General features: G+C 63.1%; 16 protein-coding genes, 7 pseudogenes and 1 other annotated feature. Of the genes and pseudogenes, 11 read left to right on the top strand and 12 right to left on the bottom strand.

Going from position 1 to position 23,136, the window contains the following annotated elements; translation table 11 throughout:
- Positions 1-54: 54 nt before the first annotated feature.
- Positions 55-1,071 carry an ABC transporter substrate-binding protein gene (locus AC0IPL_RS12510; RefSeq protein ID WP_474274858.1) on the bottom strand — a complete coding sequence of 339 codons (1,017 nt, stop codon included), beginning with the start codon at positions 1,069-1,071 and terminating at the stop codon, positions 55-57.
- A 52-nt stretch (positions 1,072-1,123) separates the two neighbouring features.
- On the bottom strand, positions 1,124-1,810 hold the full coding sequence (locus tag AC0IPL_RS12515; RefSeq protein ID WP_474274859.1) for a GntR family transcriptional regulator: 687 nt from the start codon (positions 1,808-1,810) through the stop codon (positions 1,124-1,126).
- Positions 1,811-1,921: 111 nt separating this feature from the next.
- On the opposite strand from AC0IPL_RS12515, the gene AC0IPL_RS12520 reads away from it, so the two are divergent.
- The 3 genes and pseudogenes from AC0IPL_RS12520 to AC0IPL_RS12530 form a co-directional block, all read left to right on the top strand.
- Positions 1,922-2,713, top strand: coding sequence for a shikimate dehydrogenase family protein (locus AC0IPL_RS12520; RefSeq protein ID WP_474274860.1), 792 nt, complete (start codon positions 1,922-1,924; stop codon positions 2,711-2,713).
- A 192-nt stretch (positions 2,714-2,905) separates the two neighbouring features.
- Positions 2,906-3,931: pseudogene (locus AC0IPL_RS12525) on the top strand (NAD(P)-dependent oxidoreductase); the annotation flags it as partial.
- A 40-nt stretch (positions 3,932-3,971) separates the two neighbouring features.
- Positions 3,972-4,148 (top strand): annotated as a pseudogene (locus AC0IPL_RS12530) (IS3 family transposase); the annotation flags it as partial.
- A gap of 328 nt (positions 4,149-4,476) precedes the next feature.
- On the opposite strand, the pseudogene AC0IPL_RS12535 reads toward AC0IPL_RS12530, so the two are convergent.
- The 8 genes and pseudogenes from AC0IPL_RS12535 to AC0IPL_RS12570 form a co-directional block, all read right to left on the bottom strand.
- Positions 4,477-4,620: pseudogene (locus AC0IPL_RS12535) on the bottom strand (IS1595 family transposase); the annotation flags it as partial.
- Between the two features lie 389 nt (positions 4,621-5,009).
- On the bottom strand, positions 5,010-6,494 hold the full coding sequence (locus AC0IPL_RS12540) for a sodium:solute symporter family protein (RefSeq protein ID WP_474274861.1): 1,485 nt from the start codon (positions 6,492-6,494) through the stop codon (positions 5,010-5,012).
- Positions 6,491-6,676 carry a hypothetical protein gene (locus AC0IPL_RS12545; RefSeq protein ID WP_474274862.1) on the bottom strand — a complete coding sequence of 62 codons (186 nt, stop codon included), beginning with the start codon at positions 6,674-6,676 and terminating at the stop codon, positions 6,491-6,493. Before AC0IPL_RS12545 ends, AC0IPL_RS12540 begins: the two co-directional genes overlap by 4 nt.
- A 116-nt stretch (positions 6,677-6,792) precedes the next feature.
- On the bottom strand, positions 6,793-7,416 hold the full coding sequence (locus tag AC0IPL_RS12550; protein ID WP_474274863.1) for an isochorismatase family protein: 624 nt from the start codon (positions 7,414-7,416) through the stop codon (positions 6,793-6,795).
- A 21-nt stretch (positions 7,417-7,437) separates the two neighbouring features.
- The gene (locus AC0IPL_RS12555; RefSeq protein WP_474274864.1) at positions 7,438-8,469 is read right to left on the bottom strand and encodes a 2,5-dihydroxypyridine 5,6-dioxygenase NicX family protein; all 1,032 of its coding nucleotides are present in this window, start codon (positions 8,467-8,469) and stop codon (positions 7,438-7,440) included.
- Positions 8,470-8,495: 26 nt separating this feature from the next.
- A complete protein-coding gene (locus tag AC0IPL_RS12560) occupies positions 8,496-9,278 on the bottom strand; it encodes an alpha/beta fold hydrolase (protein WP_474274865.1) in 783 nt (260 codons plus the stop codon).
- Between the two features lie 11 nt (positions 9,279-9,289).
- On the bottom strand, positions 9,290-10,039 hold the full coding sequence (gene ndpH / locus AC0IPL_RS12565; protein WP_474274866.1) for a maleate isomerase: 750 nt from the start codon (positions 10,037-10,039) through the stop codon (positions 9,290-9,292).
- 314 nt (positions 10,040-10,353) lie between these two features.
- Positions 10,354-10,818 carry a MarR family winged helix-turn-helix transcriptional regulator gene (locus AC0IPL_RS12570; RefSeq protein WP_222455987.1) on the bottom strand — a complete coding sequence of 155 codons (465 nt, stop codon included), beginning with the start codon at positions 10,816-10,818 and terminating at the stop codon, positions 10,354-10,356.
- A gap of 286 nt (positions 10,819-11,104) precedes the next feature.
- Between AC0IPL_RS12570 and AC0IPL_RS12575 the strand changes: the two genes are divergently transcribed.
- The 7 genes and pseudogenes from AC0IPL_RS12575 (at position 11,105) to AC0IPL_RS12605 (ending at position 18,558) form a co-directional block, all read left to right on the top strand.
- Positions 11,105-11,653: a (2Fe-2S)-binding protein gene (locus AC0IPL_RS12575; protein WP_474274867.1), complete on the top strand. Its 549-nt coding sequence runs from the start codon at positions 11,105-11,107 to the stop codon at positions 11,651-11,653.
- Positions 11,650-15,066: a molybdopterin cofactor-binding domain-containing protein gene (locus tag AC0IPL_RS12580; protein WP_474274868.1), complete on the top strand. Its 3,417-nt coding sequence runs from the start codon at positions 11,650-11,652 to the stop codon at positions 15,064-15,066. Before AC0IPL_RS12575 ends, AC0IPL_RS12580 begins: the two co-directional genes overlap by 4 nt.
- 182 nt (positions 15,067-15,248) lie before the next feature.
- Complete coding sequence (locus AC0IPL_RS12585) at positions 15,249-16,391, top strand: FAD-dependent monooxygenase (protein ID WP_474274869.1); 1,143 nt, start codon at positions 15,249-15,251, stop codon at positions 16,389-16,391.
- A gap of 335 nt (positions 16,392-16,726) precedes the next feature.
- Positions 16,727-17,123 (top strand): annotated as a pseudogene (locus tag AC0IPL_RS12590) (IS5 family transposase); the annotation flags it as partial.
- Positions 17,113-17,226 (top strand): annotated as a pseudogene (locus tag AC0IPL_RS12595) (IS5/IS1182 family transposase); the annotation flags it as partial. The pseudogenes AC0IPL_RS12590 and AC0IPL_RS12595, both read left to right, overlap by 11 nt.
- 650 nt (positions 17,227-17,876) lie before the next feature.
- Positions 17,877-17,978: pseudogene (locus AC0IPL_RS12600) on the top strand (calcium/sodium antiporter); the annotation flags it as partial.
- Between the two features lie 181 nt (positions 17,979-18,159).
- Entirely contained in the window at positions 18,160-18,558 is a 399-nt protein-coding gene (locus AC0IPL_RS12605) for a sodium:calcium antiporter (protein WP_474274870.1), read from the top strand.
- Positions 18,559-18,562: 4 nt separating this feature from the next.
- Here the strand turns inward: AC0IPL_RS12605 and AC0IPL_RS12610 are convergent, their stop codons facing one another.
- Together AC0IPL_RS12610 and istA are read right to left on the bottom strand one after the other, a co-directional pair.
- The gene (locus tag AC0IPL_RS12610; RefSeq protein WP_474274871.1) at positions 18,563-20,341 is read right to left on the bottom strand and encodes an SLC13 family permease; all 1,779 of its coding nucleotides are present in this window, start codon (positions 20,339-20,341) and stop codon (positions 18,563-18,565) included.
- Between the two features lie 664 nt (positions 20,342-21,005).
- Positions 21,006-21,815, bottom strand: a pseudogene (gene istA / locus AC0IPL_RS12615) (IS21 family transposase); the annotation flags it as partial.
- Positions 21,816-21,868: 53 nt separating this feature from the next.
- On the opposite strand from istA, the gene AC0IPL_RS12620 reads away from it, so the two are divergent.
- Positions 21,869-23,097 (top strand): IS3 family transposase gene (locus AC0IPL_RS12620; RefSeq protein ID WP_474274872.1). Its coding sequence is split into 2 segments (ribosomal slippage): positions 21,869-22,157 and positions 22,157-23,097, totalling 1,230 coding nucleotides; the frame shifts between segments, so codons are not numbered across the junction.
- Positions 22,150-22,266 (top strand) — a sequence feature (AL1L pseudoknot). (Overlaps the previous gene by 117 nt.)
- Positions 23,098-23,136 lie beyond the last annotated feature (39 nt).

Below are 23,136 nucleotides of genomic sequence, written 5' to 3' on the forward strand. Positions count from 1 at the left end.
CTTCCGATGGCAGGGTGGTCGGCTACACGCGACGGAGCAGCCGACGCTTTGGGATCAGGCGCTGGCTTCGGCGTAGCTTTCGTCAACCAGCGTGTCATATTCGACGCCGGATTTGACCAGACCTTCCGATTTGAACCAGTTGAGCTGGTTCCTGACCGACTCGCGGTTCAGCGACATGCCCGGATTGATCCGCATCGCGCCATTCACGATCGGCCCGCGGGCGTCCTCCGGCGCGCGGTCGGGGTAGATGTGCGACGCAAGCAGGGAAATGACCGCCTCCCGCTCGCCCTCTTCTGCTGTCTTGTCGACCAGAGCGGCGTTGAAATCCGCCGCGCCGCGCGCCAGGGCGGCCAGGAAAGCACGGGTCTGCTCGGTTTCATTGGCGGCGTTCTGCGCCGAGGTGAAGACCGTGGTCACCTGGTAGTCGGGGATGTAGTCCGCCACCTCGCCGATGATCTTGACAGCGCCGGCATCGGCCAAGGGCTTGGCGATATGCGGCACGATGGACCAGGCGTCGATCTGCCCGGACTTGATGGCGCCGATCACCGCCCCGGTTTTCTGCAACGGCTTGAACTTCAACTTGGCATTCTCTGCCGCTGCGATACGCGAGCCCATGTAGTGGAAGGACGAGCCCGCCTGGGTCATGCCAAAGGTTCTGCCGTCCAGATCCGCGGGGCTGTGCAGGCCAGCCTCATAGGCCGCGTTAGAGGCCAGTATCTTCTGGCCGGAGATGCCTTTTTCCTCCGACAGCGCGCCGCCGATAACCTTGGCAACACCCTTGTCTGCCAGCGAAATCAGGCCGCCGGAAATCGCGGTCATCGCGTAATCGGTATCGCCAGAGGCAATCGCGACCGCCATCGGCTGTGCGGCCTCGAAGAAGTCAAAGCTGACATCCAGCCCGGCCTCTTTGAAGTAGCCGCGGTCATAGGCGATATAGCTGGGCGCATGGCTGACAAAACGCAAGGCGCCAAGATTCACGGCGGTTCCGGCGCGGGCCGAGCGCACCAGATACGGGGTGGCAAGCGCCCCCCCCATAACGGCCAGTGCGGCACGCCTGTTAAACGTTTTCATGTGAGTTCCTCCTCCTCTTGGGTACACGCCCCGCGTCGGGGCGCAGTTCGTCTCAGTGGCCGCCCTGCGCAGGCGGCCTGTCCAGCTCATGCCGAATATCACCGACAAGACTGGCAATTGCCGCATCTGCGTCCTTGGCCAGAATGGCGTCGACCATGCCACTGCGCAGCTTGCTCAGCTCGCGCGGGTCGCAGCGTCCTTCACGCAAGGCCGCAAGCCGAAAGCGCCGCGACTGGTCATAGAGCTGCGCAAGCACGCGGATCATCCGCGGAGAGCCGCAGCTCGCCATCAACTCCTGATGCAGCTGCCTTGCCGCCTCGTCCCACATCATGACGGCGCCGTCCGGGTCCTTCAGCAGGCATTCTGTTGCGCGTTCTGTGGCGTGCAGCGCGGCGACCAGCCTCCCCTCCCAAGCAATGTCCGAATTCTGCATCGCCCATTTCAGCGCCAGTGGCTCCAGCTCTGCCCGCAGCTTGATGATGTCCTGAAGATCCGCCTGGGTCGCCGAGGCCACGCGAAACCCCCTCTGGGCAGTGGCCTCTACCAACCCTTCGGACGCCAGCTGCGTCAGGGCTTCGCGCACGGAATGGTTCGACCCACCATAGCGGCTGCGCAGGGCTTCGATCTTCAGCTTGGAATCCGGTGCCAGGTCGCCAAAGGCAATATCGCGGCGCAGCGATGCCGCCACCACCGAGACCACGGTTTGCGCATTCGTCTTCTCGGGTTTGCGGCCGAACATAGCGCACGGCTCCCTTTTCGTTACTTGATTCCAAAAACGTGTAACATTATTAGAAGTGTTCAACACGAGGCGTCAAGGGGGGCGTCACGCGCCTGCCAAAGGGGGGACAAGATGGAAACGACCCAGACTGCGACGCAGGTCATCCCGATCCTGGGCGATCCCGTGGCGCAGGTTGCGACACCTGCCCTGTGGAATGAAGTCTTCCGCTCCAGGGGGCAGGATGCGGTCTGCGTGCCCATTGACCTGCCCGCTGCCGGATTGGCGCCCTTTTTGCAATGGGTACGCCACGCACGGAATATACCCGGCGTCCTGAGCACCACGCCGCACAAGGTCGCCCTCGCGCAGATGTGCGACGCCCTGTCCGAAACCGCATCTTTTCTAGGTGTTGCAAACACTGTCCGGCTCACAAAGACCGGGGACTTGGTTGGTGACATGTTCGACGGCCACGGGATGCTGGACGCGATTGAGCAAACAGGCGCCTCCATCGCGCAGTCCCGCATTGTGATCTGCGGGGCCGGTGCCGCAGGCGGGGCCATAGCCATCGAGGCCGCGAAGCGCGGTGCAGCCGCCGTCGCCATCATCGACACCGACCAGGCCCGCGCCGCGATTTTGGCGAAAAAGCTGGCTGCGGCAGCAGATCTGCGGGTCTCCACCGCGCTCTTCGACCATGCAGAAATTGTCATCAACGCATCGCCTGCCGGCAGTCCAGGCGCAGCGCCGCCGCCCTTTTCCGAAAGGTTGATCGACGGCGCGCTGTGCGTTGCGGACGCGTTGACGGATCCTGCGGAAACCGCTCTGGTGAAACACGCCGTCTCGGCGGGTGTTCCAGCGGTCACCGGCAAGGACATGGCCTGTTGCCAAGCGGGACGCATGCGTGGCTTTCTCGGGCTGGAAGACAGCTGACAATAGACCGCGGCGCAGGCGTCCCGATCGCCTTCTCAGCGTCATTCTGGCTGGCCGAACTGCCCGCGTTTCGTTTTCGGACGACAGTCAAAAGTACTCCGGCGGCAGGGCCTAAACAGGACAGCGCCGGACCAGACCCGCTGGAAATTCAGGCGGGCACTTCACCCCAAGAATCAAAACCATCGTTTCAATCAGCGGGTGAAACGTGCCAGGCTGGTTCCCAGTGACATCACCGCATGGGAGCGTAACATGAAAGTCGGTTTTATAGGCCTCGGGAATCTGGGGGGAAAGCTGGCCGGGAGCCTCCTGCGCAACGGCATTGACCTGACCGTTCTGGATCGCCAGCAGGATCTGATGGATGCATTCGCGGCCCACGGCGCAGGCACGGCAAACAGCCCCGCTGCGCTGATGCGCGATTGCGATGTGGTCATCACCTGCCTTCCGTCGCCTGCCGCCTCGGCCTCGGTCATGGAGGCAATGCTGGCAGAGGTCGGCCCCGGTAAGATCTGGCTGGAGATGTCGACCACCGACGCCGCGGAAATCGGTCGCCTTGCAACGCTGGTGGAAGAAAAGGGGGGCACCGCCGTTGATTGCCCCGTGTCGGGAGGCTGCCATCGAGCGGATACCGGCAACATATCTATTTTTGCAGGATGTGCCCGTGAAACCTTCGACCGGGTGCTGCCGCTTCTGACCCATCTGGGTCGCCGGATTCTGCACACGGGCCCTATTGGCACAGCATCCACGTTGAAGGTGATGACCAATTACCTCGCAACGGCAAATCTTTTGACTTGCTGTGAGGCGCTGGTGACCATGAAAGCCGCCGGCATGGACCTGGCGACGACGTATGAGGCGATAAAGATTTCGTCAGGCACCAGTTTCGTTCACGAAACGGAAAGCCAGTTGATTCTGAACGGTTCACGCGATGTGAGTTTCACCATGGATCTTATTCTGAAGGACCTGGGTTTGTTTGCGTCCATCGCCGAACAGAACAATGTGCCGCTGGAGTTGTCTCCGCTCGTCAGCGCCATAATGAAAGACGGCCAGGCACGATACGGAATGCGCGCCAACACGGACGACATTATCCGGCGTCTGGAAGAGGCCACCGGGCTGTCGATCCTGGCCGACGGGTTTCCCGCGGAACTCGTCGACGCGGAACCGGAAGCGCGTGGCCACGAGGTCTTCCCCGTCGGCACGGTACCCCCCGCCACAACAGGTTGATCGCAAGCGTTCCACCTGTCCGCTGCAAAAACAACTAAACGCGCCTTGGGCCGTGAACTACAACACCGAGCGCCCACGGTTGTCCTTGGATCACCAGACGTCGGCCGAATACGCGCAGACCCTGACCACCGCAGTCACCCGCCGCGCTGCGCGAGGCGAAAGCTCCGCGCGTCGGGCGATTGCTCAATCTGCGCTGATCGGCGTAAACACCAACCGGACAGCGGGCGCTGGTCGAGCGGATGGTGCTGACGCCCGCTTCGGAGGGCTGTGGCCTGGATCTGACCCTTTAGGGCGATCTCGCCGGGCTGCTGCGGCTGGCGGCGGGTGCGGAGGGCCCAAACACGCAGAAGGCTTCGGGCGCTGCGCCAGAAGCCTTCTATATATCGGAGGAAATTGTGCTGGTTGCGGGAGCAGGAAACCGCCGCATCCTACCTGCTGTCTCCGCAATCATATGACCCTATGATAACACACAGCTCACGGCACCATTGCTCAGAATAGAGACCTTTGCAAAGTTGGCCTTTCATCTACCTGCTTTTTTCAAGCCTGCGCAGAGCCGACGAGGCGACCGACAGGCAATGCGGGCAGTGTCTTCCGGTTGACCATATAATACCCTCTAGGACCCGTCGTTCGCGCGTTTCACTCGGCATCCGTTTCCAGATGTCCGGGATCGACTTGAGTTCGGTTGCCATCAGAGCCCTCTCGTTCTGACAATTGGACAATCTTGTCAGAGGAGGTTCCGACGAAGTGACGAGGCGGGCTTTTCACGAAGAAATGGGAAGGAAGGGGTAGAACATCACAACTATCAGAGACTTACTGTATGCGCCTCTTTCATTAACGGATAAGCCGGTAGAATTACCTCATTAGAAAACCGACGCCGAAACCACCACCAATCGTGTTCTGAATACTATGAGGACTGCTCAATGAAAGCTGCGCCCGCATCGCAGCCAGCAACAGTCGATCTTCCAGAACTAGCCGGACGACCAATGCGCCTTGGGTGCTGCTTGTTATTTGGAGGCCGCTTGCTTCAAGCCGCGGCCTCCAAACTGGGCTGCTTTTGCTCCGCCACTGTGGCAGGGCTTTACGCCACCGTTGTCTCCGACGGCACCGAACCGGCCGTGGAACCTGCCGAAACAAAACCTTCTGTCACCTCGCCGCTGGGCCGGGTCAAAAGGCTGACACCGACGAACAGCAGCGTCGACACGGGCAGGCCGAGAATGCCCGCGTTGTAGCCGAACAGCTTGTTGCCGGTCAGATACATCGCGATCACGAACAGCCCGCCACCCGCAATGGAGACCAGCGCACCGGCGGCTGTGCCGCGCTTCCAGAAGAAGGCGCCGACAATGGCGGGCACGGTCACCACCAGCCCGGCCGAGGCCGCAACCGACAGGATCGAGATCAGGCTCAGCTCCAGCGCGGCGAAGCCGAGGGCGAGGACGGAGATCACCGGGATCACCAGCTTGCCGATCCAAAGCTGGCGGTGGTCGGACTGGTCGCCGCTGACATTGCCGTAAACGTCGCGCGCCAGCATCGACGACAGCGTCAGCAGGATCGAATCGATGGTGGACACGGCCGCGGCCAGAATACCGACCATCACGATCACTCCCAGCACCGGCGGCACGAAATCAGACGCCAGCAGCACCGAGGTCGCCAAGTCCGCGCGCTCCAGCTCCGGGAAGGCGACGAAGGCAGAGAACCCCCAGATTACCGAGACCAGCGTGTAGATCAGGCCAAAGCACAGGAAGATCAGCAGCATCCGGCGCAGCGCGGCCTTGGATTCCGGCATGAACAGGCGCTGGCTGACCTGCGGGTTGGAGATCGAGAAGAAGAACCACGGAATTGTCAGCCCGATAAAGGTCTGCAGGCTGAACAATCCCGGTCCCGGCACTGTCAGCATCTCGGGTTTGCGTTCGGCCACGGCATCAAACATGCTGGTGAAGCCGCCCAGCTCACTCACCACCAGGATGGCGACGATGGAGGAGGCAACGATCATCACCAGCGCCTGCAGGCTGTCGGTCCACATGACGGAACGGATGCCCGCCACATAGGAAAAGAAGATCGCCAGCGCGGTCGCAATCAGCAGCCCGGTGCCAAAGGAAATCGCACCGTCCGACATGCCGGACACCAGGTAGCCCACGCCAGAGAGCTGCACCGCGGAATACGGGATCAGGAAGATGCAGCTGACGATCGCCGCCGCAATCGCAACCCAGCGGCTGCCGTAGCGCGCGCCCAGCATCTCCGACGGGGTAACGAACCCGTATTTCTTGCCCGCCGCCCAGAAGCGCGGGCCGAAGATGGCGACCAGCGACACGCCGGCGAAATAGACGATCTCGAACCCAAGCGCGCCCACACCGCCCTTGTAGGTGAGCCCAGCCAGGCCGACCATCATGAAGGCGGAATAGGTGGTGGCCGAATAGCTGAGCGCGGAGACCACGCCGCCCATGCTGCGGCCGCCCAGAAAGTAATCCGACATTGTGGTGGATTTGCCCGCCCGCGACAGGACCGCGACGATGATGGAGATCACCACATAGGCGGCGATGCCGTACCAGATGAAAGACTGGCTCATTCCTCGTCCTCCGTGAAAGAGGCGGTGGCCAGCGCGTTCAGCACGATGATGGCTACCCCCGCAAGGGTCCAGAAAAGAAAGGCACCGGTCCAGCTCGGCATGTCGCCAAGCAGGCCGTAAGGCACGGCGTAACAGGCCAGAATGACCAGCCCCACCAGCCACAGTGATACTGTACGTAGCATTGATCTGCGCTCCCGTTGGATCGTTGAGTTATGTTAGAGGGTGCTTTGCTGCACCGCTTGTTGTTTGGGTCTGCCGCATCCGGCCTGCGGGCGCTGACGCCCGCAGATGACACGGCTCAGGCCAGGCTGTCGAGCCAGTCCTCGATATCGGCGGCGTCTGTGACGTCCGCGTATTTCTGGTTCATGTCGTAAAGGTTCGCGTCATGTGGTGCCTGCGCCCGGTCAGCGCAGCAGTCCCGTGGCACCAGAACGTTGAAGCCGGATTGCACCGCATCGACCACAGTGGCGCGCACGCAGCCGGAGGTGGTGGCGCCGGTGACGATCACCGTATCCACCCCTGCTCCGGTCAGCAGGCCCGCCAAATTGGTGCCGTGAAAAGCAGAAGCGCCGTGTTTGACAATCACCGGATCTGCCGCCGCGATACCCGTAGCTGCGTCGATTTCCACCAGGCGGCTGCCCGCGTCAAGGGCCGCCATTCCGGCGGCCTTTTTCAGCCAGGGCAGCGCTTCACGCTCCCAAGGGTGAAAGGCGATGGTGGTATAGATCACCGGCAGACCCATGGCGCGGGCCTTGTCCGTCAGCCGTCGCGTCGCTGCAATCTGCGCGGACATGTCAGCGGCGGTCGGGTATTGCGTGTCGGTGAACCCGTAGGAGAAATCCACCACCACGATGGCCGGCCGGGTGCCGCGCGGCACCGGCTGGCCAAAGCCCGCATCCGAATAGACCTGTTCCTGAGACATGCTGCCCCCTCCCCCGCGGCCTCAGCCGCGCTCCATCTGCATTTCCTTCACCACCAGATCGCCGTCGATCACGATCGGCTCGTCATCCAGGAACAGCGAACAGCCGCGCATCGGGATGTCGAGGTGGCAGGCGGTGTCGTTCGGTCCGCCCAGCTCGTTGTTGGGGCCGGTCGAGAACATCACGTTGCCGTAAAAGCTGCGTGGCTCCATCCCCATGCCGCCGGGGAATTCGCCCGGGGTCATGCCGTGCCATTTGGCATTGGGGTTCATGCCCCAGCCGACATGGCTCATCCCCATGCCGCGCGGATCGTTGAAGGCCTGCATGTAGGATTTCACCAGTTCCGCATCCAGCCCGCCGCGGATGTCGGTGATCCAGCCCTTCTCGATGGTGTAGGTGATCGGGTCGCGCACATACATGTTCTGCGGCAGCAGCACGTCGCCCGGCGCCACCACGATGGTGCCGTCCACGCCGTCATCGTCGCCGCCGGTAAAGACAAAGCCCGAGGGCCAGTGGTCCCAGCGGCCCGGCGTGTCGGTGCAGGCATATTCGGCCACGGTCTCATAGGTGTTGAGCTTGTAGGTCACGTCGGTGCCATGCGGCGAGGTGATCCGCATCACCTTGGCGCGCGAGAGGTAGTCCGCACCGATCTCTACCTTTTCGCGCAGTTCCTGGCTTGGCAGCATCCGCGCCAGCAGCTCCGGCGGCTCCACCGCGGTCAGGACGCGGGTTCCGGCCGCCTGGATCGCCATCTGCTCGGGGCTGAACAGCAGGAAGATGCAGTCGATCAGCATGTCGCAGTTCTTCAGCGCCTCCACCGCATCGGGCATGGCTGCCAGGCCGGTCTGGCCGACCGCCCAAGCCCCGGTTACAGGCGGCGCGGGCAAGCGCATGTGGTACATGTTAGCGCCCAAGATCCGGCCTGCCGCCATGAAGGCATCGGCATAATCTAGGCGCTCGCTGCCCTGTGTCAGCACGACCAGGCGCTCGTCCTTCTGCACGCCGGACATTTTCAGCTGATGCACGCAGATTTCGGTAAAGCTCTGATGGTCCATCGTGTTTCTCCCTGAAGTCGTGTTTGTTATGCGGTGAAGTCGAGAACTGCGGCGAGGAACCCCTCAAGGTCGTCCCAAGGGATCATGTGGCCCGCGCCGGGTACGATGCGCTGTTCGATCTTCGGGTTCAGCTCTGCCACCTCGGCCTGATCATCTGGATCCACAACCGTCGCGCCCCCGGCGATCACCAGCCGTGCAGGTTTGCCGATTTTGGGGATGTCTTGGTGGATGTCGTCGGTGTGGAAGCCGTCAAAGGCGGTGCGGATCGCACCCCAGTGGCAGGTGTGCAGCCATTCCGCGCGCAAGGCCAGCTGCTCCTCGGTCCAGGTCGGGCAATAGGCGCGCATGTCCTCCGCCGAGCAGCCCTTCGCCGCCATCACGATGCTGTCGCCGTACCAAGGCCATTTCGACGGGTAGGCGCGGCGCATCGGGCCGCTCACCGGCGGGTCGACCAGGATATACCCGGCAAAAGGCGCCGCATCGCGGGCGTTGGCGCGGATCGCGATCCGCGCGCCCATGGAATGGCCCATGACCACGGGATTGTTCATCTGCCGCGCCAGCGCGATCGCGTCATCGGCCAGTGCATCCAGCGTGTAGTCGAGGTCTCCGGTTTCCGACAGCCCGCGCCCGCGCACGTCCAGCACGTGAACGTCGAACCGTTCTGCCAGCCGCTCGGCGACAAAGCCCCAGGTGATCGCGGGCGAGGTAATGCCCGGAATGACGAGAAGTTCCGGCGCGCCCTCGGGGCCCGCATAGCGGATCAGGTGCTGGCGGATGCCATTTGCATGAACGTTGTATCCGAATGCCATGTGTGCCTCCCTCAGTATGCGCCGGACAGCAGGGTGCCGCCGCCGGGAACGCGGGTGTCGAGCTCCAGCGCCTTCAGCATCTGCCATGTGGTGGCGATGGCCGCGGTCAGCACCGGCTTGCTCACTTGTGCCTCGACGGTGGAAACCGCCGGCAGCGAGGGCATCTGCACGCAAGCCGACAGCACCACGGCATCAACATCGGTGGTGTCCATTTCCGACACGATGCCGGGCAGGTTCATTGGGTCATGCGCCGCCACGGCGAGGTTGTCGGAAATCTCCAGTGCGCGCCAAGTCACCACCTCGATGCCCTCGTTGCGGATGTATTCCACCACCATTTCGGTCAGCGGCTTCATATAGGGGGCGACCACCGCGATTTTCTTGGCGCCGATGGCCTGGATGCCTTCGACCAGCGCACCGGCAGAGGTCACCACCGGGGCCGCCGCCTCGTTCGACTTGGTCACGCCGTGCAAGCGTTCCTGTGACACGCGGTGATAGCCGTGGCCCATCGACATGATCGCCACCAGGCAGGCGTAGCCCATCACATCGACCTTGGCGTCCGACAGTTCCAGCGCACAGCGGTCGCTGTCGGCATCCATCTTCGCCAGCTCCTCTTTGGTCACATGCTTCATCCGCATCCGTGAGGAATGGAAGGTGAACCGCTCCGGCGCGATGGCCTCCCGCGCCCGCAGCAGCGCCGGGATTTCGGTCTCCATCGTGATGTTGGAACTGGGGACGATCTGGCCGATCCGATAGGGTTTCATGTCCTGCACCTGTTTGTGTACGAATTATTTCATGTGTAGGATTTTGTTCGTATAAAAACAAGTTTAAAAAATGTACCTTATACAAACTACAGCTATTTCAATAACTTGATTGTCATTTAGGTAAAGCGAAGACGCGATATGTGCCCGAAAGCCACGCTGACACATCTGATAATCAGACGTGAACTGCGCCCTATGCCTGCCGGGCGAATGCAGGCGCGAATCGCGACCGGGCCCGGGGTCAGACCCCGGCCGAATTGCCGAAACTCGCAGATGCTATTTGTGACTTCAGCCGCCCGCCTGCCGGGCGCGGAGGATCAGCAGAGCTTTGCCAGTAGCCGCAAGAACGTTTCGCTCTCGCGTTTGGTCAATGGCGCCAATGTCGCTTCCGAAATGCCCATCACCACCGGCAGCGCCTCTTGGATGAGGGCGCGGCCTTTCTCGGTCGAGCGCAGCATGTAGCGGCGCTTGTCCTCAGTATCGCGTTCAGTGGTCACCAGCCCCTGGGCTTGCAGCCGCGAGACCACGCCCTTGGTGGTCGCCGCGTCCATTGCAACCAGACGACCCAGCGCGTTCTGCGAAATTGGGCCCGTCACCTGCACCAGGCGGAACAGCATCGAAAACTGGGTCGCTGTCAGCCCGCCGATCATCCGCTCCGTGAAAATCGTCTGGTGCCGCTGATAGGCCTTGCGCAGCAAGAAGCCCACCTGCTCGTCCAGCACGTATTCCGTCGCGGTCTGCGCTGTTTTACCGGAGGTCTCTTCGTGGTGGCGCGGCGGCATTTGCAGGCACTCCAATGTTATCTGTCTGCTTCACCGTTTACATGGCTGCGCCACGGAGGCAACCTTGCGACAAGGGTCTGGGCTTTGTTCGGAGAGATTTCTTCGCGTTTTCAGACTGTTTGCATGCCTACATTTTAGACATTCCCTTAACGTGGCGGGCCAAAGCCGGAACAATGCAGCGGCCGACCATTGCGCTACGCTGAAAAACTTGTTTGTATACACCCAAAAACACCTAGGGCGCAGCGATCCGTGGGACATGCTGCACACGACAAGGGAGGCTCTCTGCATGGCGGAAACGGCAACAACACTGCAGCTGCAGGTCAATGGCTCAGGCCACGACCTGTCAGTCGACCCGCACCGCACGCTGCTTGACATCCTGCGCAGCGAATTGGGCCTGAAGGGGCCGAAATATGGCTGCGGCATGGCCCAGTGCGGCGCCTGCACGGTTCTGGTGGACGGTGCTCCGGCGCGGGCCTGTGTCATGCGCGCGGGGCAGGTCAGAGGTCGCGAGGTTACGACATTGGAGGGGCTCGCTGATCGTGAAACCGGCGCCCTGCACCCGGTTCAGGCGGGCTTCTTGGCCGAGGAAGGTGCGCAATGCGGCTACTGTCTCAACGGCATGGTGGTGAGCGCCGTGGCGCTGTTGAAGCAGGAGCCGCAGCCGGACGCGGCGCGCATCCGGGCAGCCCTGGCCCACAACCTCTGTCGGTGCGGTACCCACAAGGAAATCATCGCTTCGGTGCAGCACGCGGCGCGGCTGATGGCCGCCGCCAAGGCACAGCCCGCCGCTGTGTCCGCACCCGAGGCCAAGACCGCAAAGGCGCATCCTGCATGAACGACCTCCCCTTTGGCAGCCTGTCGACCCACCGCGAGACCGACACCGGGCGCGAGATCTTTGTCACCTTCGACAGCAGCGGCGTGCTGACCGCCTTCAACGGGCATGTGGATCTGGGTACTGGCATTCAAACCGCCCTGGCCCAGATCGTCGCCGAAGAGGCCGGACTGCCGCTCAGCCGCGTGCAGGTCGTCCTCGGCGACACCAGCCGCACCCCCGACCAGGGGCCGACGATTGCCTCAGAAACCATCCAGGTGACCGCCGTTCCTCTGCGCGCGGCCGCTGCCCAGCTGCGCCAGGAGCTTACCCGGCGCGGTGCCCGGCGGCTGAACGCACCGAACGACGGCGTGGCCTTGCGCGAAGGCCGGATCCTGTGGAAGGACACCGCCGTCTCCTACGAGGCATTGCTCGAGGGCCGCGAAGAGTCCCTGCCGCTCGATCTGTCCACTCCGGTGAAATCGCCTGCGGATTATACCATTGTCGGCCAGAAGACCCCGCGGCAGGATCTGCCTGCCAAAGTCACCGGACAGCATACCTACATCCACGACGTCGACGTGCCCGGCGTGATCCATGGCCATGTGATCCGCCCGCCCTATACCGGGCGCGACAGCGGCCCCTTCATCGGCACCAGCCTGATCGGCTGGGACGAAGCCGCCGTGCAGCACATGCCCGGCTTCATTGCGGTGGTTCGGCAGGGCGATTTTCTCGGCGTTGCCGCAGAGCGCGCCGATCAGGCGCAGGCCATCGCCGAGGCGCTGCCGGTGCAGTGGCGCCAACCACCCGCGGCGCCGGATATCAGCGACCTGCGGCATGCGATCCGCAACCAGCCCTCGACCCCGCGCGCGCTTGACCGGACCGGCGATTTCGACCGCGGCATGGCCGAGTCTAGCACCACCCTGTCGCGCACCTATGTCTGGCCCTATCATCTGCACGGCTCCATCGGGCCGTCCTGCGCGGTGGCCGACTGGAACGGCGGCGCGCCGGTGGTTTGGTCCGGCAGCCAGAACCCCCACATGCTGCGCGGCGACCTTGCGACGCTGACCGGCCTTGCGCCCGAAGACATTGAGATCCGGCGCTATCAGGCGGCGGGCTGCTATGGGCGTAACTGCGCCGATGACGTATGTGGCGATGCACTGCTGATGGCACGCGCCCTGGGCCGCCCCGTGCGGGTGCAGTTGACCCGATCGCAGGAACACCTGTGGGAACCGAAGGGCGCCGCCCAGCTGATGGACATTTCCGGCGGCCTGAAGGACGGGGCGTTGCACGCCTACAGCCTCGACACCTGGTATCCCTCGAACCGTGGGCCCAACCTTGCGCTGCTGCTGACCGGCGCCGTCTCGCCGGAGCCGCGCCCCTCGGACATGGGCGACCGCACCACGGTGCCGCCCTACCGCATCCCGAATAAGCGCATCACCGTGCATGACATGGCGCCGATCGTGCGCGCCGCCTGGATGCGCGGCGTTTCTGCCCTGCCCAACACCTTCGCCCACGAAAGCTTCATCGACGAAATGGCGTATGAGGCAGGCGCGGATCCGGTTGCCTTCCGCCTGCAGCACATTGACGATCCCCGCGCCGCCGACCTGATCCGGCGCACCGCCGAAGCCGCCGACTGGGGCGCCCGCGAAAAGCCCCGGCTTCGCCGTGAGGGCCGGATGGCCTATGGCAGCGGCTTTGCCTATGCCACCTACGTCCACGGGCCCTTCCCTGGCACCGCCGCCGCGGCTGCGGCCTGGGTCTGCGACGTCGCCGTCGACATGGAGACCGGCGAGGTCACCCTCACCCGCGTGTTCGTTGGCCAGGATCAGGGGCTGGTCATCAACCCCGACGGGGTGCGCCATCAGATCCACGGCAACGTCAACCAGACCGCAGGCCGTGTGCTGAAGGAAGAGGTCAGCTTTGACGAGATCACGGTGACGCCGCAAAGCTGGGCTACCTATCCGATCAGCACCTTCCCCGAGGTTCCCGAGATCGAAACCATGCTGATGGAACGCCCGGATGAACCGGCATTGGGCGTGGGCGAGAGCGCCGCGGTGCCCTCTGCCGCCGCCATCGCCAACGCGATCTTCGACGCCACTGGCGTGCGCATGCGTGAGGCGCCCTTTACCCCGGAACGGATGCGCGACGCGCTGGGGATCGCACCGCGGGATATGGGGGCCTCCGCCCTGCTGGCCCCTGTCCCGGCGCGCAAACGGCGTAAACCCCGGGTGCTGGCAATGGCTGCGGCCCTTGGCGGCGCGCTGACCGCGGGCGCCGTTGCCCTACCGATGGCCCGCGCGATCCCCGCTGGCCCCGCCCCCGGTGCGGCCAGCTTCTCGGCGGAGCTACTGGAGCGCGGCGCCCAGATCTTTGCCGCCGGCAACTGCGCCACCTGCCACACTGCAGACGGCGGCGTGCCAAATGCCGGCGGCCGCCCGGTGGAAACGCCTTTTGGCACCATCTATACAACCAACCTGACCCCGGACCCCGACACCGGTCTTGGAGGGTGGAGCTTCACCGCCTTTGACCGCGCCATGCGCCAGGGGGTCAGCCGTGATGGGCACAACCTCTACCCCGCCTTTCCCTATACATCCTTCGCCAAGATGAGCGGCGAGGACATGTATGCGCTCTATGGCTATCTGCAGACCCTGCCGCCGGTGCAGGCAGAGGCGCCAAGAGCGCAGATGGTTTTCCCGGCGAACCTGCGCGCCAGCAACGCGGTCTGGAATGCGCTTTTCCACCGCCCGGAGGAACTTGCCGCCGATCCCGCCCAGTCCGAAGAATGGAACCGCGGCCGCTACCTGGTAGAGAGCGTCGGCCACTGCAGCGCCTGCCACACACCGCGCAACGCGCTGGGAGCAGAAAAGGCCGGCCCGGCTGCACTGTCCGGCGCGATGATCAAAGGATGGTTTGCACCGGCGCTGGCAGGAGAGGCCGCAGGCGCGCGCGGCTGGGACGCCGACAGTCTCTACAGCTACCTGCGCGAAGGTGTCGCGCCGGGGCGCGCCGCAGCGTCGGGACCGATGGCCGACGTGGTCGAAAGTCTCGACGGGGTGCCGGATGGCGATATCCGCGCCATGGCGACCTATCTGGCCTCCCAGGTCAGCGGCACCGCGGCGCCGCCCCCTGCCCCGGTGCTTCCCGCCGCGCCGGACGCCACGCACCGCCTGTTCGAAAGCGCCTGCGCAACCTGCCACGAACCGGCGCTGGCCGGGACCGTGACCGCGGCGCATGTGCCGCTAAGCCAGTCCGCGGCGGTGCGCGCACCCACACCCGAAACGATGGAGACCGTGATCCGCGACGGCTTGACGGCACCGATGAGCCACGACCTGCGCGACATGCCGGCCTTCGGCGGCGAGCTGAGCGAAACACAGATCGAATCACTCACCGCCTATGTCCGCGCCCGTTATGCACCGGACCTGCCGCAGTGGGATTGACACCCGTCGCAATCTTTGTTCGCACAAAAACAAATATCCATCGCCCTTCAACCGCCCTGTTTCACACGAAAACAGGGCGGTTTGCATTGAAACCTGCATTTTTCCCATTGCTTTAATCTGGACCAGCGCCAGAATATTTGTTAGTACACAAACAATATAATTTGTGACAGAGAGGAACTGACATGCACTCGATCGAACAGGTGGACATCGCCGTTATCGGCGCGGGTCTCGGCGGCGCCGCGGCGATGGCGCTGCTGGATGAAGCGGGCTTCTCGGTACACACGTTCGAGCAGGCGCCGGAGTTCACCCGCCTTGGCGCGGGGATCCACATTGGCCCTAACGTAATGAAAGTGTTCCGCAAGATCGGGCTGGAGGACCGGCTGGCCTCCATCGGCTCGCACCCGGATTACTGGTACTCCCGCGACGGGCTGACCGGCGAGTACCTGTCCCGCATCGAACTGGGCGATTTTGCCAAGAAGGAATATGGCGCGCCCTATATCACCATTCACCGGGGCGACCTGCATGCGGAACAGATCGCCGCACTGCCGCAGGACCGGCTCCACTTTGACCATCGGCTGACCGACATCACGGAACGCGATGACGACGTGCTACTCACCTTTGCCAACGGCAAGCAGGTTTCGGCAAAGTTGGTGATCGGAGCGGACGGCATCAACTCCGTTATCCGGGAGAAACTGCTCGGTGTCGAAAAACCCCGCTTTTCCGGCTGGGTCGGGCACCGGGCGCTGGTCAATATGGACAAGCTGCGCGCCTCCGGCCTGGATTTCGAGCCCTGCGTTAAATGGTGGTGGGAGCAGTCGCGCCACATCATGGCCTATGCAACCAAGGGCAACGGGTCCGAGTACTACTACGTCACCGGCGTGCCAGTGGACGGCTGGGAGCATGACACTGGTTTCGTCGACAGCTCGCGCGAGGAGATGGAGGCGATCTTCGGCGGCTCGCACCCCATGGTCAACGCGCTGATCGACGCCACCGAGGAAGTCACCAAGTGGCCCTTCTGGAACCGCGACCCGCTGAACCTGTGGAGTCAGGGTCGCCTCTGCCTGCTAGGCGATGCCTGCCACCCGATGCGACCGCATATGGCCCAGGGCGCCTGCATGGCGATTGAGGATGCCACTGTGCTGACCCGCAGCCTGGTGGAAACCGGAACCGCAGACTACGCCACCGCCTTCCGGATCTATGAGAACACCCGCCGCGAGCGAGCGACCAAGGTGCAGACCATATCTAACGCAAACACCTGGCTGAAGGAGCCGGAAGACCCGGCTTGGGTCTACGCGCACGACCCTCTGAGCGTACAGCTAGACTGACAGACGATCTTGCCAGTCTGACGTCGGCGCCAATGGGACAGTTTGGGCTGATTTGATAAGAGAGGGTTTCTGCCTCATCGTAACCGCAAAGGATTGGGGGTGAGACAGAAACCCGGAACCGAGCGGACCCACGGCGAGAAGGTCGTAAGGACATCCGTCGTGCCACCGGAAAGTAATATTCAGCTGACAAAAAGATCAGGGCGTCTTGAACGGCTGGAAGGGGGAGTACAGCATTGTGCAGAGCTGTGTCGCCGCGAGGGCGTTGTGAGCTAGGGTCAGAACCCATTGATTTCCGAGAGGTAGCGTGATTCACGGTTCGAAAAATGAGCGGTAATATGTCCGATCTTTTCTTGCTCACGAACGCGCAGATGGCCCGTCTAGAGCCTTACTTTCCGAAGTCCCACGGCAAGCCGCGTGTTGATGACCGGCGTGTTCTGAGCGGAATTATCTCCATCAATCGCAATGGCTTGCGCTGCCGTGATGCTCCCAAAGATTACGGCCCGCGCAAGACCTTGTACAAGCGTTGGAAGCGGTGGAGCGACAAGGGCATCTTTGGCCAGATGATGGCCGGTCTGGGTGCTGATCACGGTGAGGAAAAGACCGTGATGATCGACGCAACTTACCTGAAAGCACACCGTGCGGCCTCCAGTCTTGGGGTTAAAAAGGGGGCGTGGGCGTCTGATCGGGCGCACTAAGGGCGGCATGAACACCAAGCTGCACGCAATCCCTGATGGCGAGAGACTTTGGGCGGCAAGTCGCGGAAGTCCAGGCCCGCGTCGCGGTTCTCAACCGCTACACGCCTCTTGGCATACCTGTCACAGAGCCCGTAGGATAAGTCCCTCCAGGGAACGGGAAGGTGCGCTCACAAGCCGATTTGTGCAACAAAGTCAAATGCCAACAACAATGGCCAATGTCGGCAATGGGCTGCCTGCTGACCTTAGCTGCTTCTGGCCGCAAGCGCCAAAGTTCTTCGGGGGTCGCTGATATGTCCAAAGGAAGTGATGGCCTGCAAGCGGCCACTCGCCGCAGGAACGGCAACCGTCGAGTCTGGGGGATTGCGTCCCGAGTTTACGCAACGTGCGAACTTGGCTTTCTGACGGAGACATGACCGCTACCTGCAAATACCTCCGTGAACCCGCTACTCGGTCCTTGAAGGCAAACGCACGGGTCGCCACTTGCTCAGCTATGCGCAGAATGGAGTGCGTGGGAGTTGGAAATGACCGAAACTTGGGTGCCACTGATCGCCGGTTTTGTACTGCTGGTGGTCGGCGGCGAGCTGCTGGTGCGAGGGGCCGTGCAGGCCGCGGAACGGCTGGGCGTGTAGCCGCTGGTCATCGGGCTCACGTTGGTCGGCTTCGGAACATTGCTGCCGGTACTGGTGACCTCAGTGCAGGCCGGTCTCGCCGGATCCCCTGGCATCGCTATGGCAATATCATTGGCTCGAACATCGCCAACATTCTGCTGATCGGGGGCATTTCGGCGCTGATCTGCCCGGTCTTCGTCGCGGAAGTTGCGCTTCGCCGCGGCGCCGCCCTGAGCCTTGGCGTGGCGGCGGTCTTCACTACGCTCGCGGCTCTGCTGCCGATGACCCGCCTTCTCGGCGCGGTGTTTGCCGCCGGTTTGGTGATCTATGTCGGCTTGGTAATCCGCCAAAAGCGCGCCACGGCAAAAGCGCCGCCCTGCTGCAGGCTGACCCCGGCCTTGGCCGCCCTTCGCCGCGCCGGACCCTTGTCCTGCCGCCGCTGCTGGCCCTTGCCGGCTCGCCCTCGTGGTGCTTGGCGGCGCGCTGCTGGTCGGCAGCGCGGTGGCGCTGGCCCGGGCCAGCGGCAAAGGCGAGACTGTAATCGGACTGACCATCGTCGCGGTCGGCACCTCCATGCCGGAGCTGGTGACCTCTGTGATTGCGGCGGTGAGACGGCAGGGCGATGTGGCTTTCGGCAATATCGTCGGGTCCGATATCTACAACATCCTCGGCATCGGAGGCACGACGGCGCTGATCGCGCCGGGCGCGGTCTCTGCCGGGATCGTACGGTTTTACGCGCCGCTGATGGTGGGCGTCAGCGCCGTGCTTGTCTTCTTTGCTGCGACGGGGCGCCGCGTCCGCCGCTGGGAGGGACTGGCGCTGCTGGCGGGCTACGGCGGCTATCTCTGGCTGCTGTGGCCGTGAGCTGTTATGGCTGCAACGGCCAGAACACCGGCGCAAGCAGGACCGTCACCAGGCCGGCAAGGATGTTCATCGGCAGGCCCAGCCGCAGGAAGTCGCTGAAACGGTAGCCGCCGGCGTTGTAGACCATCGTGTTGGTCTGGTAGCCGATGGGAGTGGCAAAGCTGGCGCTGGCGCCGAACATCACGGCAACGACAAAGGCTCGGGGATCCAGTCCCAGCGCCGCGGCCACGCCGACCGCGATCGGAGTCATGATCACCGCCACCGCATTGTTTGTGACCACCTCGGTCAGCACCGAGGTCACCGCGTAGATCAGCGCCAGCGCGAGGATCGGGCTCATCTGCGCGAGCGGCACCGAAAGCCCTTCGACAATCAGCGCCATGGCGCCGCTGCGCTCCATCGCGGTGCCCAGCACCAGCATGCTGACGATCAGCAGCAGAAGACGGCCGTCGATGGCGCCGATGCCCTCGTCCGGCTCGACGCAGCGAGTCAGCAGGACGATCGCAGCGCCAATGATCGACAGCGGCAGGATCGGCGCAAGCTTGAGCGCCGCACCCAGCACCACCATTGCCAGCACCGCAAGCGCAATCGGAGCCTTGCCGCGCCGGAAAGCGCGGGCCTGAAGCGGCGCAAGCAGGATCAGATCCTCGTCCAGGGCAAGTCGGGTAATATCCTCGCCCCGACCGTCAAGCAGCACCGTGTCGCCGGGTTGCAGGTGCAGCTTCTCATCACGCAGGTCGCGCGCGCTGCCCCTCCGGTGCAAGGCGATCGGGTAAACGCCGTGGCTGCGCCGCCAGCCGAGCTCTGCGAAAACTCCCTTACGATCCTTCACAAGTGCCTCGATCACCTGATGACGTTGGGCCGTCGCAGATTCCAGCCCTGGAATGGCAAGGCCCCGGGCGCCTTTTTCGCGAAAGCCGGCCACCTCGCTGTCGGAGGCATGTACAATGATCCGATCTCCAGTGTGCAGAACCTCGGTATTAAGGTTGTTCCGCAGCGAGATGTCGCCGCGGATCAGGTCCACAATCCGCGTCGTGCTGCGCCTGAGATCGCCGACGTCGCTGACCTTGCGCCCAATCAAAGGCGAGGCCGCAGGCACAAAGAGTTCGACGCGCCAGGACCGGGTGCTGCGCGGGGCGTGCATTTTGGCCACCGGCGTTCGCTCGGGCAGAAGGCGCGGCGCGGCAACCGCGAGGTAGAGACTGCCTGACAGCGCCAGCACGAGGCCGAGCGGAGCGATTTCGAACAGCGTGAAAGGCGCCAGATCAAGGCCGCGGGCCACCCCGTCCACGAGGATGTTTGTTGATGTGCCGATAAGCGTGCAGGTGCCCCCCATGATCACGACGAAGCTGAGTGGCATGAGGAAGCGCGAAGCGCTGGTGCCATGTTGGCAGGCGATACCGAAAACCACCGGGATCAGGATCATCAGCACCGGAGTGTTGTTCATGAACGCAGAAGCGACGGCCGCCAAGCCAAAGAAGAGTGTGATGGTGAGCTTTGGGCGCAGCACCATGCCGCGCCCCAGCGTTTCGGCAACTGCCTCGAGCACGCCGGTCCGCACCAGCGCGGCGCTCAGCACGAACATCGCGCCGATGGTCGCCGGGGCGGAATTACTCAGAGCCGTAAGCACGTCATCGGTGCTCGCAAGACCAAGCAATAGCGCCACGGCCACACCGCCAAGGGCAGTGACTTCTGCGGCGAAACGCTCGGTGAGGAACAGGGCAAAGACGACAGCCACCAGCAGAAGGGCGGCCTGTGACTGATAAGTGCCGAGATCGAGAAGCATGTGTAGCACCCAGAAGATACGCCGCGCTGTACGGGCGACGGCGGCAAGGCCCGGATGGCGAGCAGGGGAGTGTGACTGCCGCACCTTCTCTGTGGCGGGTGATTATGCCACTGAACGGATCGCCCGGGAATAGGTTTTTTCCAACTCCCATTCCGCCAGATCGCAAACCTGACTTGGCCCGGGCAGTTGCAGCCGCAGCGGAGGCCTGTGTCCTCCCGCACAGCAGTTCGCCAGCAGTCTTCCAAGGCCGCATCCGCAGCGAATGGGCGTTTTAGGATTTGGCTATGCGGCGAATGGGTACGTTTTGACAGGCTTTATTTCCTGAGCTTCCCAAAGCCACTAACTGCGCTTCGCTGACCTTGGAGCGGGATGCAACATCGTCCTGGTATGCTGAGCAGACCTGAAGGTCCGCTTCTCTAATTGGGCGTTTGGGTCAAGCTCGTTTTCCTTCCTTGTACGGGATCATTGTCGCTCATCCGGGTCACGCTTCTCTTCGCAGTCTGGGTGATGCCGGGTGAGGCATCGCTGCACGCATGTGTCGGATTGGTTGTGGAGAGCCTCGCTTTCGGACGCGCTTCTCGTTGCGCAGCAGACACTTTCGGCTTCTTCCACGAACCTCGTCCGGTGAGGACGATCCCGTTCAGTTTTGGTATTGGGCTATTAGGCCATCCACGGAGTAGCGGTTCTTGTCGAAGCGAACGAACAGGTCTTCGACACGGACGCCGGCACGGCATGGAAGCCGTCGAAAGGCCCGGCATAGGGCACCGGGCTCGCGCGCTCTTCCTCGAATAATTCCCAGATTGTCCGGTCACGCAGTTCCGGATGCGGATGGGACTTGGCCCAAGCCACACAGCGGTCCCCGAGCCAGGCGTTGAGCTCGGCATAGCTCCTGAACTTCGGTCTGGGCACGAAGAACCGTCGCCTGACAACCCCAACCTGGTTCTCGACTGTCCCTTCTCCCAGCCAGAGGCAGGTGTGCAGGCGGCCGGGTCGACCAAGTAGTGCCCGCACATCTGCTGGAACCGGCGGTTGTAGGCGCGCTCGCGGCCGACGAAGATCGTGTCCACCGCGGTCTTCATGTTATCGTAGATGCCCCGCGCGCAGGCTCCACCGAAGAAGGCGAAGGCCTGTCGTGGGCGTCGAAGACCATCTCCTGCGTCTCGCGCGGGTAGGCCCGGACGAACAACATCCGGCTGTGGCAAAGCCGGATATGCGCCACCTTCACGGTTGTCGTCGCCCCATCGATCACCACAATCTCGTGGCTCCAGTCGAACTGGTAGGCCTCGCCTGGGTCGAAGATCAGCGGCACATAGGCAGCGGCCGAGGCCTCCTGTTCCTCCTTGGACCACGTGGCCGCATATCGCCGGACTGCATCATAGCCGCCATCATATCCTCAGGCCCGGAGTTCCTCGAAGATGCGGATGCGGGTCAGTCGCTCGCGTTTGGGCTTTCGGGCGTTGGCCGCCAGCATCTTGAACCGCACCGGGTTTGCCGGAGGCTTCAACTCCTGAGTAGGATGAAGCCACAATGAGCAAGACAACAAACAAGTATTCTTCTGAGGTTCGCGAGCGTGCGGTGCGCCTGGTGCTGGACAACCAGGGCCAGCACAGTTCCCGCTGGCAGGCGATCATGTCGATCTCCGCGAAGATCGGCTGTTCGGCGCACACTCTGAATGAGTGGGTGAAGAAGGCAGAGGTCGACAGCGGCAAGCGGGCGGGCGTTCCAACCGATGTGGCCGACAAACTGAAGGCGCTGGAGCGGGAGAACCGCGAGCTGCGCCAGGCGAACGAGATCCTCCGCAAGGCATCAGCGTATTTTGCGATGGCGGAGCTCGACCGCCGGTCGAAGTGATGGTGTCATTTATCGACATGCATCGCGCGGAGTATGGGGTCGAGCCGATCTGCACTGTCCTGCCGATTGCCCCTTCCACGTATTACGACCACCTGGCGAAGCGGGCTGATCCGGCCCGGTGGTCGGACCGTGCCCGGCGTGACGCGGCATTGCGGCCCGAGATCCGGCGGGTTTTCGAAGAGAACTGGCGAGTCTATGGCGTGCGGAAGGTCTGGCGGCAATTGCAACGGGAAGGTTTCGACGTCGCCCGCTGCACGGTCGCCCGGCTGATGAGGAGCATGGGTATTCAAGGTATCATCCGGGGCAAGCCGCACAAGACGACTGTGCCCGACAAGAAGGCCCCATGCCCGCTGGATAAAGTGAACCGGCAATTCCGGGTGCCTGCTCCAAATATGCTCCGGGTGAGCGATTTCACCTATGTCGCCACCTGGAAGGGGTTCACCTATGTCGCCTTCGTTGTCGATGCCTATGCCCGCAAGATCGTTGGTTGGCGTGTCAGCACCTCGGCGCATGCCGGGTTCGTTCTCGATGCGCTGGAGCAGGCTGTTCACGAGCGGCGGCCGACAAAGGCGATGGGGCTTGTTCACCACTCCGACCGCGGCAGCCAATACCTGTCGATCAAGTACACAGAGCGGTTGGGAGAAGCTGGTATCGAGCCCTCTGTCGGCAGCGTTGGGGACAGCTATGACAACGCGCTGGCCGAAACGATCAACGGTCTCTTCAAGGCCGAGGTCATTCACCGCCGCGGTCCTTGGCGAAACTTCGAAGCGGTGGAATACGCAACACTCGAATGGGTGGACTGGTTCAACAACCGCCGTCTGCTCGAGCCTATCGGGAACATTCCGCCGGCAGAAGCAGAGGCCAATTTCTACGCCGCTCTGGAAACTGAGGCACGAGCCGCGTAACTAACTGAAATCAGCCTCCGGCAAACCCGGCGCGGTTCA

The sequence above is a fragment of the Leisingera sp. SA32 genome, assembly GCF_056033425.1.